Origin of the sequence: Mucilaginibacter gossypii, assembly GCF_017569325.2 — a bacterium.
GTDB classification, from domain to species: domain Bacteria; phylum Bacteroidota; class Bacteroidia; order Sphingobacteriales; family Sphingobacteriaceae; genus Mucilaginibacter; species Mucilaginibacter gossypii.
This window is the reverse complement of sequence record NZ_CP071878.2, coordinates 1,476,905-1,489,576: the sequence shown is the minus strand read 5'-3', so window position 1 is coordinate 1,489,576 and position 12,672 is coordinate 1,476,905. Positions and strand designations below refer to the sequence as shown.

Sequence of the window (12,672 nt, the reverse complement as noted above, 5' to 3'; positions counted from 1 at the left end):
GTTAACAGCGTTCAAAAATAATGAAAAATAAGGCATTGAAAAGATTGATTTATAGTTTGTGGGTGTTGCTGGTTCTCCTTTCATTTTTTCCCTTTAAATCATACAGTTCTGTTTTAACCAATAGTCTTCCCCGTCAAACAGACACTGTTGTCAACAGTACCGGTTTTAAGATTAAAACCATTATTATCGACCCCGGGCATGGTGGTAAACCATCAGCCTCTACAGGTCATTATTCACACGGTGCATCGGGCTCTTATTCGTCAGAAAGGAATGTAACGCTGGCTATCGGCTTTAAATTGCAAGCCGCTATAGAAAAAGAATTAAGCGGTGTTAAAGCTGTAATGACCCGTACTACCGAAGATGATGTTTCGTTTGAACGCAGGGCTGAAATAGCCAATGAAAACAAAGGGCAGCTCTTCATTTCCCTGCATTGCAATTCGCTATCAGACAGAACCGTTCGCGAAAAAGTTGGCACCAAACGTCATAAAGCGGTGTACCGTACCGTTAGGGTTCCGGACAGGTCGGGCAAAGGCGTACTGATTTTAGTTTATGGTTTACACCGTACCCGCGAAGAGGAAAACGCCATTCAAAAAAACCAGGTTGGCGAAGAAACCGAACTCGACGGCGGCGCACTGGACCCGAACGACCCCATGACCATTATTTTAACAAACGAGTATAAGAGAAAGTTCAGACAGCAGAGTATCAAGCTGGCGACTTTAATTAACGGCGAGTTTGTTGATACCGATGGAAGGCGTAGCGAAGGGATCAGGGAGCAGGGCATTTACGTACTTTGCCACAGCGCAATGCCATCAGTATTGGTTGAAACCGGCTACATCAATAACCCCGACGATGAAAAGTACCTTAATTCAGAAGAAGGACAAAATGAGATTGTAGCTTCAATTATCCGTGCATTAACAACCTATAAAAAAGAAATGGAACAGATTTCGCAATAATTATAAAAGCCAAACTGTTACCTTCCTTGTAAATAAAACGTACATCATAAAACATATAAGCCTGGTTGCAGGTTTATAGCCTTAAACACAATTAACGCATAAACTCTACTTAATGAAAATCTCTAACGAAACCAAAATTGGTGCACTTACGGCAATAGCAATTACCATACTCATATTAGGTTACAGTTATTTACGCGGTAATGATGTTTTTTCAGGATCAAATAAATACTATGCTATTTATAACAGCGTTGAAGGTTTAACCGTTTCAAAACCAGTATTGGTAAACGGTTACCAGATAGGCCGCATCTCTAAAATGAAGCTTCAGCCAGACGGGCGTACCGTGGTTGAATTTAAAATTGAGCCAGATGTGGTTGTGCCTAAAAACACCCTCGCCAAGCTTGAAAGTACCGATCTGTTGGGCAGTAAAGCCATTGTTTTTGAGTTAGGTAACAGCAATGTGCCCGCCGAAGACCAGGATACACTTAAAGCCGATATTCAGGGCAGCCTTGCGGAAAGCCTGCAGCCCATACAAAAAAAGGCAGAGATGCTGATGTCTAAACTCGATTCGTCACTGAGCGCTGTTAACAAGATCCTGAATCCTAACTTTCAGAAAAACATCGACCGCAGCTTCATGAGCATTGCCAACTCATTGCAAACACTCGAAGGTACTACCAAAAAAATAGACCACCTGGTAGGTTCACAAACCGGACATATCGACGCCATACTTACCAATGCCGAGGAAGTATCAGGCAGCTTAAAGACAAGCACAGCACACCTAAACGGAATGACAGCTAACTTTGAAAAAGTAAGTAATGACGTTGCTGCTGCTAACCTGAAACAAACACTTGATAATGCAAATAAAGCTATGGCCGATTTGCAGGCAACTATTGCCAAAATTAACTCCGGTCAGGGTTCTTTGGGCCTTTTGCTTAACGACGATAAAATGTACAAAAACCTTACAGATGCATCAAACAACCTCAATAACCTGTTTATTGATCTGAAAGCACATCCAAAACGTTATGTAAGCTTCTCTGTTTTTGGCGGTAAGAAAGATTAAGGAAAGCTAAAAGCCTGCTTTTGGCTTTCTGCCTTAAGCTTTTAGCTTTATTCTATAAAAAAGGTTTTCCCCTCAATTGCAAGTTCAGTTGAGGGGAAATTTATTTTAGCCTCATCCAGTAACTCATTCAGGGTTTTATAACGGGCCGAAAAATGGCCTATGAGCAGTTTTTTAGCATTGGTTTTCAGGGCTATCTCTCCGGCTTGCAACGCGGTGGTGTGATGGGTTATAACTGCCCTGTCAAGCATATCATTTAAAAAAGTAGCCTCGTGATAAAGCAATGTGGCGTTGGCGATTTGGCCGAAATAGTTTTCATTATACATTGTATCGGAGCAGTAGGCATAGGTTTTAGGCTCGGCCGAATCGATAGTTAGCTCTTCATTTTTGTAAACTTTGCCTTTTTCATCAGTATAATCCCCCCCTTTTTTCAATACCGAATAATAGGCAACCGGGATGTCGAGACTTTCTATTTTCTCCTTAATAAGTTTACGAAGTCTTTTCTTTTCCTTAAACAGGAAGCCGGTACAGGCAATGCGGTGATCAAGCGGTATCGTTTCAACTACAACATCACTATTATTGATCACCACTTCACTTTGTTGGGCATTGGTAAATATATATTCAACAGGGAATTGCAGTTCGGTATCTGAATATCTTAATTGCAGATCAATTATTTCTTTCAACTGCACGGGGCATACCAGTTTAAGCGCCTTTTTACGACCGTTAAGGTGCATGGATGATAATAAACCAACCAGGCCTAAATAATGATCGCCGTGAAGATGACTTATAAAAATATGATCAATTCGACTGGCTTTGATATCAAAACGGAGCATTTGTTGCTGAGTGCCTTCGCCGCAGTCTATTAAATACAGGCGCTCATTGATATTGAGCACCTGTGAAGTAGGATTTCTGTTAAAGATGGGGGTTGCGGAGCTGCTGCCAAGTATTGTTACCTCAAATTTCATAATAGGTAAACAATCAAATGGTTTATCTTGCTTCCTTTTTTAATTCCTTTTCAATCTCTTCCATAAAAATAAGATCGACACCCTCTTCGGCGGTTGGGACAATGGTTAATACATTATCCAATTGTGATATGGTTATTAAACGCGCAACTGCGTCATTTAAACCCGCCAAAATAAATGAACCCGTAGCATTTTTACACAAGCGGTGACCAACCAACAAACTGCTTAAGCCTGATGAATCGGCATATTTCACCTGCGACAAGTCGAGAATGATGTTGCGCTGCCCCTCTGTATTGATCAAAATCAGTTCTGATTTTAACTGAGGCGTTACTATTGAATTTAATTTTGATTCATTAAGTTTCAATAATATATATTTCTCATGTTTATCTACAGTAAATTTCATTCTTATTAAATTTAATAAGCTAAGATAAATATTTTATGGATATTTTAAAATTACATAACGCTCAACGCGTTATTAATTGCTGTTTCAACACGGGCTAATACATTCCCTTCGGCAGGCTTAACAAATGGCTCGCCAATAATCTTTTCGTAAAGCTCTATATAACGCTCAGATATCGAATTAACAATCTCTTCGGTCATAACCGGCACTACTTGCCCTTCTTTACCCTGGAAGCCATTTTCGATAAGCCATTTGCGTACAAACTCTTTAGAAAGCTGTTTCTGCGGCTCACCTTTTTGCTGACGTTCCTCGTACCCTTCTTTATAAAAATATCTTGAAGAATCAGGCGTGTGGATCTCGTCGATCAGGTAAATCTGACCATCAACTTTACCAAACTCATATTTGGTATCTACCAATATTAAGCCTTGTTTCGCTGCAATCTCGGTACCACGTTTAAATAGCGCCTGGGTATAGGCCTCAAGCTTTACATAATCTTCTTCCGATACAATGCCTCTTGACAGGATCTCCTCGCGTGAAATATCTTCGTCATGCCCTACTGATGCTTTAGTGGTAGGCGTAATGATAGGTTGAGGCAGTATGTCATTCTCCTTTAAGCCTTCAGGCAAAGCCACTCCACATACATGATGCCTGCCTGCGCTGTACTCCCGGGCAGCATGACCGGCCAGGTAACCACGGATCACCATCTCTACCTTAAACGGCTCGCAAATACGACCAATGGTAACACTTGGGTCCGGAACAGAAATAACCCAGTTCGGAACAATATCGGCTGTAGCCTTTAAAAAACGGGCTGCTATTTGGTTAAGCACCTGTCCTTTAAACGGAATAGCTTCAGGTAATACAACATCAAAGGCCGAAATCCGGTCGGTAACAACCATGGCCAGGTATTTATTATCTATCGTATAAACATCGCGTACTTTCCCCTTGTAAAAAGCCGTTTGCCCCGGAAAGCTGAAATGTGTTTCTTTTATTGAGTTCATTGTTTTTAGTGATTAGAGATTGGAGGTTAGAGATTAGGATTTGCAAGTTTGCTTCCCTTTCAATAGCCTCAAATCACTTTATATTGAAGACTAAAGGTTGTTAGTTAGAAATGAGCTTTGCAACTAATCTCTAACCACCAACCTCTAATCAACTAATTACTGTATATCTCCGTAAGCTTCTAATATCTTACGTACTAATTTGTGCCTTACTACGTCTTCGCCGCTCAAGTATACTATCTCGATACCTTTGATATCGGTCAGGATCCTTAAAGCAGTGTGCAGGCCGGATTGTTGTTTTTTTGGCAAATCAATCTGTGTTACGTCGCCGGTTACAATAAATTTAGCTGATGGCCCCATACGTGTCAGGAACATCTTAAGCTGCATATCGGTGGCATTCTGGGCTTCGTCCAAAATAACAAAACAGTTATCAAGGGTACGGCCGCGCATAAAGGCCAGCGGTGCAATCTCAATGGTGCGGTTCTCCAGGTAAACCTTCAGTTTTTCGGCCGGGATCATATCATCAAGCGCATCATATAAAGGCCTCAGGTATGGGTCGATCTTTTCTTTGAGGTCGCCGGGTAAAAAACCAAGGTTCTCCCCTGCTTCAACCGCCGGGCGGGTTAGTATAATGCGTTTAATCTCTTTGTTTTTAAGTGCCCTTACGGCCAATGCCACCGCGGTATACGTTTTACCGGTACCCGCAGGCCCGATTGCAAAAAGGATATCGCTTTTGTTAATACTATCAACCATGCGGCGCTGATTGGTGGTACGCGCCTTAACCATTACGCCGTTAGGCCCAAACACAATCACTTCACCACTCGCAAATTTATCTGCAGCAGCGGGTTCGGATGTAGCGGCATTGTTAACCTTCGAACCAAGGATCCGCTCGAGATCAGTTATGTTGAGATTTTCAAATTTCTCAACATGATTTATCAGATGGGAAAATTTTTCCTGGAAAATATTCAGTTCGTTATCATCGCCCAAAACCTTCACTTCACTGCCGCGGGCAACTATTTTAAGCTTGGGGTATTGTTTCTTAATGATCTCAAAATGATCATTATTAGGCCCCCACAGTACTGCAGGGTTTACGTTTTCAATTGATAGCTTAAGTTCGTTCAATACTAATTTGATTTTTTAGTTACGGATTTTTATGAATTAAAAATTGAATATTTGTAGCTTCAAATGCTACTACAAGATTAGCAATAAATATTTATAAAATTAATGGCAATTATAACATTAACTACTGATTTAGGCGATAAAGATATTTACCAGGCTGCGTTAAAAGGCAGTATCTACAAATTGTTGCCTACAGTAAATATTGTTGATATTACCAACAGTGTTGCAGCCTTTAATGTACAGCAGGCCGCTTTTATACTTAAAAACAGTTTTCATTATTTCCCGGAAGATACCGTACACCTTATCGGTATTGATACCGTTTATAATGACCATACCAAATACCTCGCTATCCGCTACAAAAAGCACTACTTTGTGGGGGCTGATAACGGTATTTTTTCGCTGATGTTTGACCAGGAGCCTGAAGAGATAGTTGAGATCAACATTATGCAGGACCTTAAATTCCTCCACTTCCCCCTGGCCGATATCTTTGTTAAAACGGCCTGCCATTTAGCCAAAGGCGGCAAGCTGGATGAAATAGGCCTGCCGGTGAGCGATATTGAAAACAAAATGAATTTGCAGCCTGTTATTGAAAAAAACATGATCAAAGGTGTTGTAATTTATATCGATTCATTTCAGAATGTGATAACCAATATAACCAAGGAGTTTTTTAACAGCGTACAGCAAGGCAGGCGTTTTGTGCTCAATTTTAAGCGCAACGAAACCATAAACCATTTAAGCTGGCATTATAATGAAGTACCCGTTGGCGAAAAACTTTGTTTGTTTGGTATCAGTGACCATTTGGAAATTGCCATAAATAAAGGCAATGCAAGTGGCCTTCTGGGCCTGAACCTGAATGATAAGGTGATCATTGAATTTCAATAAGGTATTTATATAAATGAAAAAAACTGTACTGATTTTTTTATTTTGCTTGATAACAACCGGTTGGGCATCGGCCCAAATCCCCGTTAACTCCGATTCTGTAGCTTACCAGCTTCAGCGTAAAAAAATAAATAATATGCTGGCGGCCCGTAAACAAAAATTCGGGCAATATGACCAAAGCCTGGGCCAGCATACCGGCATTTTCGGCTTTCAAACCAAAGGTGATGTCAGACGTTCGGCCGGCATCCTGATGGATATCGCTAAAACAGATGATGCAATTTTTAAAGAGCTCAAGATCCTGCTTGAATACCGTGATTTTCAGCAAAGGCAGATCCAAAGTCACAGCAAGGAGGCAGAAACTACAGCTGCCGGTTATATACAGGTAATTAACAGGTTAAAGCAACAAAATGCGCATCTTAAACAACAGTTAAACAATTCAGAAGAGCACTTCAAAACCCGGCAAAACATATTTGTATTAGTGATACTTTTCATGATTGCGTCAATTTTATTTCTGCTTGTTAAAAAGAACCGTGTTAAAGCGTAAATTCGCGGCTCATAACATTCAAACGCATACATGGCAAGAGGACGACTGAACAGTGGCAGCAAGGCCGAAGCAGAATTACCTAAAGCAAAAATAAACAGGAGCAGCCTGCGCAACGTAGCTAAACTGCTCACTTACTTAAAACCTTACCGGGTTAAATTCATAGCCGGATTAGTTTTCCTGTTTTTGTCAAGCCTGGTAGGCTTGGCATTCCCCGCCATTCTGGGCGCATTGATTGATGCAGCACAAGGCATTTATAAATACAAATACCTGCCGCATGGCTTAAACGCTATTGCCATCATGGGTTTTATTATATTATTTGCACAGGCTTTTGTATCATTTTTCAGGGTGGTTTGGTTTGTGCAGGTGGCCGAAAAATCTTTAGCCGATATCAGGCGTGATACCTATTTTAAGCTTATTACCTTGCCCATGAACTTTTTTGCCAACCGTAGGGTTGGTGAATTGAACAGCCGTATTTCTGCCGATCTTTCCCAAATCCAGGATACATTGACCACTACTTTTGCCGAAATGATCCGCCAGTTGGTGATCATGATAGGCAGCACTACCTTACTGGCCATCGTGTCTATCAAACTTACACTTGCGCTATTAGCTATATTGCCATTCCTGGTTGCATTCGCTGTATTCTTCGGAAGGTATATCCGTAAGCTATCTCGCGAGGCTCAGGACAAATTAGCCGAATCAAATACCATAGTTGAAGAAACGCTGCAAGGTATTGCTAATGTAAAGGCATTTGTTAACGAGGCCTACGAAGCTAATCGGTACGATAAAATTCTGCGTAAGGTGGTTAACATCGCTGTTAGGGGTGCAAAATTCAGGGGTACCTTTGCCTCATTCATCGTATTCTGCTTGTTCGGCACCTTTGTTGGTGTAATCTGGTACGGCTCGGTATTGGTGGCCAATCATGAAATATATGTTGGCGACCTTACTACTTTTATCATGTACTCGATATTTGTAGGCGCCGCCATGGGTAGCTTTCCAGATCTGTATGCCAATCTGCAAAAAGCGGTTGGCGCAAGTGAGCGTGTACTTGAGATCCTTCACGAACAAGGCGAAGCTATTTCGATTATTGAAAGCGAAAATGGCATTAAACAACCCATTAAAGGCGACCTTGCTTTTGACAATGTGGTATTTACATATCCTTCACGCCAGGAAATAACTGTATTAAAAGGCATTTCTTTTAATGCTGATGCAGGGCAGCGTGTTGCTATTGTTGGGCCAAGCGGTTCCGGTAAATCTACCATGGCATCATTGATCTTACAATTTTATCACCCGCAAAACGGAAATATCTTATTTGATGGCAAGCCAGCCGACAATTACACCCTTACTGATATCCGTAACCAGGTAGCTATTGTTCCGCAGGATGTATTATTGTTTGGAGGCACCATAATGGAAAACATTGCCTACGGCAGGCTCAATGCATCAAAAGAGGATATCATACAAGCCGCCAAACGTGCCAACGCGCATCAATTTATCTCGTCCTTCCCCGAGGGTTATGAAACTATTGTTGGCGAGCGTGGTGTTAAATTATCAGGCGGACAAAGACAGCGGATTGCCATTGCAAGGGCGCTCCTTAAAAACCCATCTATACTGATACTTGACGAGGCTACATCATCGTTAGACTCTGAGTCGGAACGCCTTGTACAGGAGGCGCTTGAGGAATTAATGAAAGATCGTACGTCGATCATCATAGCTCACCGTCTATCAACTATCCGCGAAGCAGATAAGATCATCGTACTTGAAAAAGGCCATATAGTTGAAAGCGGCAGCCACGTCGAACTCATCGGCAATGAACAAGGTCTTTATAAATACTTAAGCCAGCTTCAGTTTGAAAGTAACCAGGCTTAGTAACACTCCTTAAAACTTATTGGTTTATAACTAAACTTATAAAGCATTAATACGTTTACACTCGCAATAAAGCGGGTGTAAACCGTTATATTCACAAACTGAAGATTACTTACAACGTAATATAATTATCGATACCCGCTTTAGCACAGGTATCACTTATAAAAATGAAACTAACTATACACGGGGCGGCCCGGCAGGTAACCGGGAGCATGCATTTGCTCGAGGTTGGACAATATAAAATTTTAGTAGATTGCGGACTTGATTATGAAAAGGACCGCAGTATCATATCTAACGAAAACTTTCCTTTTCGGCCCGAAGACATTGACGTGGTAGTACTTACCCACGCTCACATCGACCATTCGGGCAACCTGCCTACCCTGATCCGCTTAGGTTTTGAGGGACAGATCTTATGCACCCCTCCCACGGCAGACCTGACTGAATTATTGCTGCTCGATTCTGTAAACATATTCATGCGCAAAGCGGCAAGCAAGGGCGGTCACCACAAACGTGGCAGAGGCAAATTCAATACGCATGCCCAACCACTATACATGCAAAAGCATGTGATGGACACGGTTGAGCGCTTTGTTACCATAGGATTTAACAAACCGTTTAGGATTACCGGCGATATTGAGCTAACTTTTGTACCGGTAGGCCACCTGTTGGGCGCAGCAGCAGCTGTATTTAACGTAAATGATAAAGGCGAAGAAAAATCAATAGCTTTTACCGGCGATATTGGCAGGAAGAATTACCCTGTTTTGAATGATCCGCAGCCCCTCCCTCCTGTTGATTTCCTGGTTTCGGAAGCAACTTATGGCGGCCGCTACCACAGTAAAGACAAAACAGTTGAACAAACCCTGATAGAGGTTATTGAAAAAGCCTGTATTAAAGAGCAGGGCCGTTTAATTATCCCGGCATTCAGCATCGGGCGTACACAATCTTTGGTTTATACGTTGAACAAGATCTTTAGCACTGGTTTACTGCCGCCGGTTAAAGTTTTTGTTGATAGTCCGATGGCTACACAGGCTACCGAGGTATTCAGAAAATACCATAATCATGTTAACCAGGAAGCACAGGAGTTTTACCAAAAACGTGGCGACGAATTTGAGTTTGATAACCTCACCTATGTAGAAACCCTGAAGGATAGCCGGCAGATCTCTAATTATTGGGAACCCTGCATCATTATCTCATCTGCAGGAATGCTTGAAGGCGGCCGCATCCAGGACCATCTTTTTTATAACATCCAAAATTACTACGCCACCATCCTGTTCATTGGCTACTGCGCCAAAGGAACATTAGGCCATCGTTTGTTACGGGGAGATTCTATCGTCCACATTAAAGACCGTGAACTGGCCGTTTATGCCACCATCAAACAAACCGACGTACTAAGCGCCCACGGTGACCATGACGACCTGATGAATACCGTAAAAGCCATTGATAAAGCAAAGCTCAAACACATATTCCTGGTACATGGTGAAGGTGAAAGTATGCAGCTATTAGCCAATGACCTTGAAAAAGAAGGCTACGGAGTTACTTTGCCGGAGAAAGGTGTTAGTTATATAATTTAAATACATAATATTCGATGTCATTGCGAGAAACGAAGCAATCGCACGGAAGCATAGCGGCCCTGTAAAGCATGCGATTGCCACGCTACGCTCCTAATGACATAAGATATAAAACAAACGGCACGAATTGATGAAATTCGTGCCGTTTGTTTTATAGTTTGTATTCGTGTAATTCGCTCTAATTAGAGCAAATTCGTGTTATGCTTTTTTGAAATGCTCGATAATTAAGCTTGCAAGCTCTACACCGATCCTTTCCTGAGCCTCGTTGGTAGCAGCACCAATGTGTGGGGTTAAGGAAATTTTTGGATGGGTTAAGATTTCAGCGCGAGGGGCTGGCTCATTGTCGAACACGTCAAGTGCTGCAAATGAAACCTGGCCGCTGTTTAGAGCGTCAACCAAAGCAAGTTCATCAATTAAACCACCGCGTGAGATGTTTACCAGGCCAACACCTTTTTTAGTTTTAGCCAATTCCTCAGCACCAAAAAGAGCTTTGTCGATAAATGGAGTATGTAGGGTAATGAAATCTGCAGTAGTGATGATTTCATCAAGTGTAGCTTTTTTAACAGATGCTTTAACAGTGATACCACCGCCTAAAACAAGATCCAGCTCGGGGTTAAAATCAAAAAGGTCATAAGCTAAAACATCCATACCAACACCGATAGCTATTTTAGCTACTTCCCTGCCGATACGACCAAAACCTACGATACCTAAAGTTTTACCGCGAAGCTCAACGCCTTTAGCATAAGCTTTTTTCAGGTCGTTAAATTTGGTACTACCATCAACGGGCATTTTACGGTTGCTATCAGGTAAAAAGCGTACAGCTCCAAATAAGCTGGCGAATACCAACTCAGCAACTGATAATGAAGAAGATGCTGGCGTGTTGTAAACACCAATGCCTTTTTCTTTGGCATAATCAACATCAATATTATCAACACCTACACCACCACGACCAATCAGTTTAAGATTAGGGGTAGCGTCGATCAATGCCTTACGCACTTTAGTAGCGCTACGTACGGTAATAGCATCATAGTTTTTCAATTTTTCAGGAAGCTCGTCCTGTGGGATATTGTTGGTATCAACGAAAAAGCCGGCATCTTCCAGCATTTTCTTACCTATCGGGTCGATACCGTCATTAGCTAATATTTTGATCATGTCTAAAGTTTTGCCCCCCGGCCCCCTAAAGGGGGAGTGATTATTCCACATCTTTAAGGGCCGGGGGTAATTATTTAAAATTGTTGTTCCCCCTTTAGGGGGTTAGGGGGCTACTTATTCTTTTCAGCAAATTCCTGCATTACGTCAATCAGCACATAGATGCTGCTTATTGGCAATGCGTTGTAAATTGAGGCGCGGAAACCACCTACGCTCCTGTGGCCTTTGATACCTACTATACCGCGTTCTTCGGCAAGTTTCAGGAATGGTTTTTCCAACTCAGGGTTTTCCATTACGAAGCAAACGTTCATTTTTGAACGGTCTTCAACGGCGGCCACTGCTTTGAACAATGGGTTGCGGTCAATTTCTTCGTAAAGTACACGTGCTTTGGTAATGTTTTCCTGCTCAATTGCCGGTACACCGCCTTTTGCTTTTAGCCACTTAAGGGTAAGCATTGATACGTAGATAGCAAATACCGGTGGGGTATTATACATTGAACCACCTTCAATTTGAGTTTGGTAGTTGAACATTGCGGGGATTTTGCGACCGGTTTTACCCAGCAGGTCGTCCTTAACAATAACCAAAGTAACACCTGCAGGACCCATGTTTTTCTGAGCACCGGCATAAATCAAACCAAAATCGGCAACGTTAACCACGCGGCTGAAAATATCTGACGACATATCGCAAACCACTGGAATTGGCGATTTAAAGAACTCCTGTAACTGCGTACCGTAAATGGTATTGTTAGAAGTAATGTGAATATAAGCAGCATCAGCCGGGATTTCAAAATCCTTAGGGATGTAAGTAAAGTTGGCCTCTTTTGATGAAGCTACAACCTGTACTTCGCCAAAATACTTGGCTTCTTTTAAAGCTTTATTAGCCCAAACACCGGTTTCAACATAAGCAGCTTTACCGCCTTCTGGTAACAGGTTGTAAGGAGCTAAAGCAAATTGGGTGCTGGCACCGCCTTGCAGAAACAATACCGAATAACCTTCAGGAACGTTGAACAATTCTTTTACCAGGCTAACAGCTTCGTCTAAAACGGCCTCAAACTCTTTTGATCGGTGCGAAATTTCAAGCAAAGAGAGTCCAGTACCATTAAAATCAATAACTGCTTCTGAAGCTTGCTTTAAAACTTCGTGTGGTAGAATGCCGGGTCCGGCACCAAAATTATGTTTCATAATATTAACGA

The 12,672-nt window shown here is 41.9% G+C and carries 12 protein-coding genes; 6 read left to right on the top strand and 6 right to left on the bottom strand.

Annotated elements, in window-relative coordinates:
* Positions 1 to 20: 20 nt before the first annotated feature.
* Both J3L18_RS06460 and J3L18_RS06455 read left to right on the top strand, forming a co-directional pair.
* On the top strand, positions 21 to 953 hold the full coding sequence (locus tag J3L18_RS06460) for an N-acetylmuramoyl-L-alanine amidase family protein (protein WP_129571695.1): 933 nt from the start codon (positions 21 to 23) through the stop codon (positions 951 to 953).
* A 112-nt stretch (positions 954 to 1,065) separates the two neighbouring features.
* Entirely contained in the window at positions 1,066 to 2,010 is a 945-nt protein-coding gene (locus tag J3L18_RS06455; RefSeq protein WP_090527134.1) for an MlaD family protein, read from the top strand.
* Between the two features lie 47 nt (positions 2,011 to 2,057).
* Here the strand turns inward: J3L18_RS06455 and J3L18_RS06450 are convergent, their stop codons facing one another.
* From J3L18_RS06450 to J3L18_RS06435, 4 genes are all read right to left on the bottom strand, one after another.
* Positions 2,058 to 2,972 (bottom strand): ribonuclease Z, encoded by a 915-nt coding sequence (locus J3L18_RS06450; RefSeq protein WP_129571694.1) that lies wholly within the window; start codon positions 2,970 to 2,972, stop codon positions 2,058 to 2,060.
* 22 nt (positions 2,973 to 2,994) lie between these two features.
* Positions 2,995 to 3,372 (bottom strand): STAS domain-containing protein, encoded by a 378-nt coding sequence (locus J3L18_RS06445; RefSeq protein ID WP_090527130.1) that lies wholly within the window; start codon positions 3,370 to 3,372, stop codon positions 2,995 to 2,997.
* A 50-nt stretch (positions 3,373 to 3,422) separates the two neighbouring features.
* Positions 3,423 to 4,367: a phosphoribosylaminoimidazolesuccinocarboxamide synthase gene (locus J3L18_RS06440; RefSeq protein WP_129571693.1), complete on the bottom strand. Its 945-nt coding sequence runs from the start codon at positions 4,365 to 4,367 to the stop codon at positions 3,423 to 3,425.
* 156 nt (positions 4,368 to 4,523) lie between these two features.
* The gene (locus tag J3L18_RS06435; RefSeq protein WP_129571692.1) at positions 4,524 to 5,486 is read right to left on the bottom strand and encodes a PhoH family protein; all 963 of its coding nucleotides are present in this window, start codon (positions 5,484 to 5,486) and stop codon (positions 4,524 to 4,526) included.
* 102 nt (positions 5,487 to 5,588) lie between these two features.
* Between J3L18_RS06435 and J3L18_RS06430 the strand changes: the two genes are divergently transcribed.
* The 4 genes from J3L18_RS06430 to J3L18_RS06415 all read left to right on the top strand — a co-directional run bounded on the left by J3L18_RS06430 (position 5,589) and on the right by J3L18_RS06415 (position 10,334).
* A complete protein-coding gene (locus J3L18_RS06430) occupies positions 5,589 to 6,365 on the top strand; it encodes an SAM hydrolase/SAM-dependent halogenase family protein (RefSeq protein WP_091162693.1) in 777 nt (258 codons plus the stop codon).
* Positions 6,366 to 6,378: 13 nt separating this feature from the next.
* Complete coding sequence (locus J3L18_RS06425; RefSeq protein ID WP_223266301.1) at positions 6,379 to 6,906, top strand: hypothetical protein; 528 nt, start codon at positions 6,379 to 6,381, stop codon at positions 6,904 to 6,906.
* Positions 6,907 to 6,936: 30 nt separating this feature from the next.
* Complete coding sequence (locus J3L18_RS06420) at positions 6,937 to 8,769, top strand: ABC transporter ATP-binding protein (RefSeq protein ID WP_129571691.1); 1,833 nt, start codon at positions 6,937 to 6,939, stop codon at positions 8,767 to 8,769.
* Between the two features lie 164 nt (positions 8,770 to 8,933).
* Entirely contained in the window at positions 8,934 to 10,334 is a 1,401-nt protein-coding gene (locus tag J3L18_RS06415) for an MBL fold metallo-hydrolase (protein ID WP_129571690.1), read from the top strand.
* A gap of 195 nt (positions 10,335 to 10,529) precedes the next feature.
* On the opposite strand, the gene J3L18_RS06410 is transcribed toward J3L18_RS06415, so the two are convergent.
* Together J3L18_RS06410 and serC are read right to left on the bottom strand one after the other, a co-directional pair.
* Positions 10,530 to 11,483: a D-2-hydroxyacid dehydrogenase gene (locus J3L18_RS06410; RefSeq protein ID WP_189549418.1), complete on the bottom strand. Its 954-nt coding sequence runs from the start codon at positions 11,481 to 11,483 to the stop codon at positions 10,530 to 10,532.
* A gap of 110 nt (positions 11,484 to 11,593) precedes the next feature.
* On the bottom strand, positions 11,594 to 12,661 hold the full coding sequence (gene serC / locus J3L18_RS06405) for a 3-phosphoserine/phosphohydroxythreonine transaminase (RefSeq protein WP_129571245.1): 1,068 nt from the start codon (positions 12,659 to 12,661) through the stop codon (positions 11,594 to 11,596).
* Between the last annotated feature and the right edge of the window lie 11 nt (positions 12,662 to 12,672).

Coding starts and splice junctions, on each gene's coding strand:
- J3L18_RS06445 (WP_090527130.1), bottom strand. CDS start 3,372: ATGAAATTTACTGTAGATAAACATGAGAAATATATATTATTGAAACTT.
- J3L18_RS06420 (WP_129571691.1), top strand. CDS start 6,937: ATGGCAAGAGGACGACTGAACAGTGGCAGCAAGGCCGAAGCAGAATTA.
- J3L18_RS06410 (WP_189549418.1), bottom strand. CDS start 11,483: ATGATCAAAATATTAGCTAATGACGGTATCGACCCGATAGGTAAGAAA.
- J3L18_RS06455 (WP_090527134.1), top strand. CDS start 1,066: ATGAAAATCTCTAACGAAACCAAAATTGGTGCACTTACGGCAATAGCA.
- J3L18_RS06460 (WP_129571695.1), top strand. CDS start 21: ATGAAAAATAAGGCATTGAAAAGATTGATTTATAGTTTGTGGGTGTTG.
- J3L18_RS06430 (WP_091162693.1), top strand. CDS start 5,589: ATGGCAATTATAACATTAACTACTGATTTAGGCGATAAAGATATTTAC.
- J3L18_RS06425 (WP_223266301.1), top strand. CDS start 6,379: ATGAAAAAAACTGTACTGATTTTTTTATTTTGCTTGATAACAACCGGT.
- serC (WP_129571245.1), bottom strand. CDS start 12,661: ATGAAACATAATTTTGGTGCCGGACCCGGCATTCTACCACACGAAGTT.
- J3L18_RS06440 (WP_129571693.1), bottom strand. CDS start 4,367: ATGAACTCAATAAAAGAAACACATTTCAGCTTTCCGGGGCAAACGGCT.
- J3L18_RS06450 (WP_129571694.1), bottom strand. CDS start 2,972: ATGAAATTTGAGGTAACAATACTTGGCAGCAGCTCCGCAACCCCCATC.
- J3L18_RS06415 (WP_129571690.1), top strand. CDS start 8,934: ATGAAACTAACTATACACGGGGCGGCCCGGCAGGTAACCGGGAGCATG.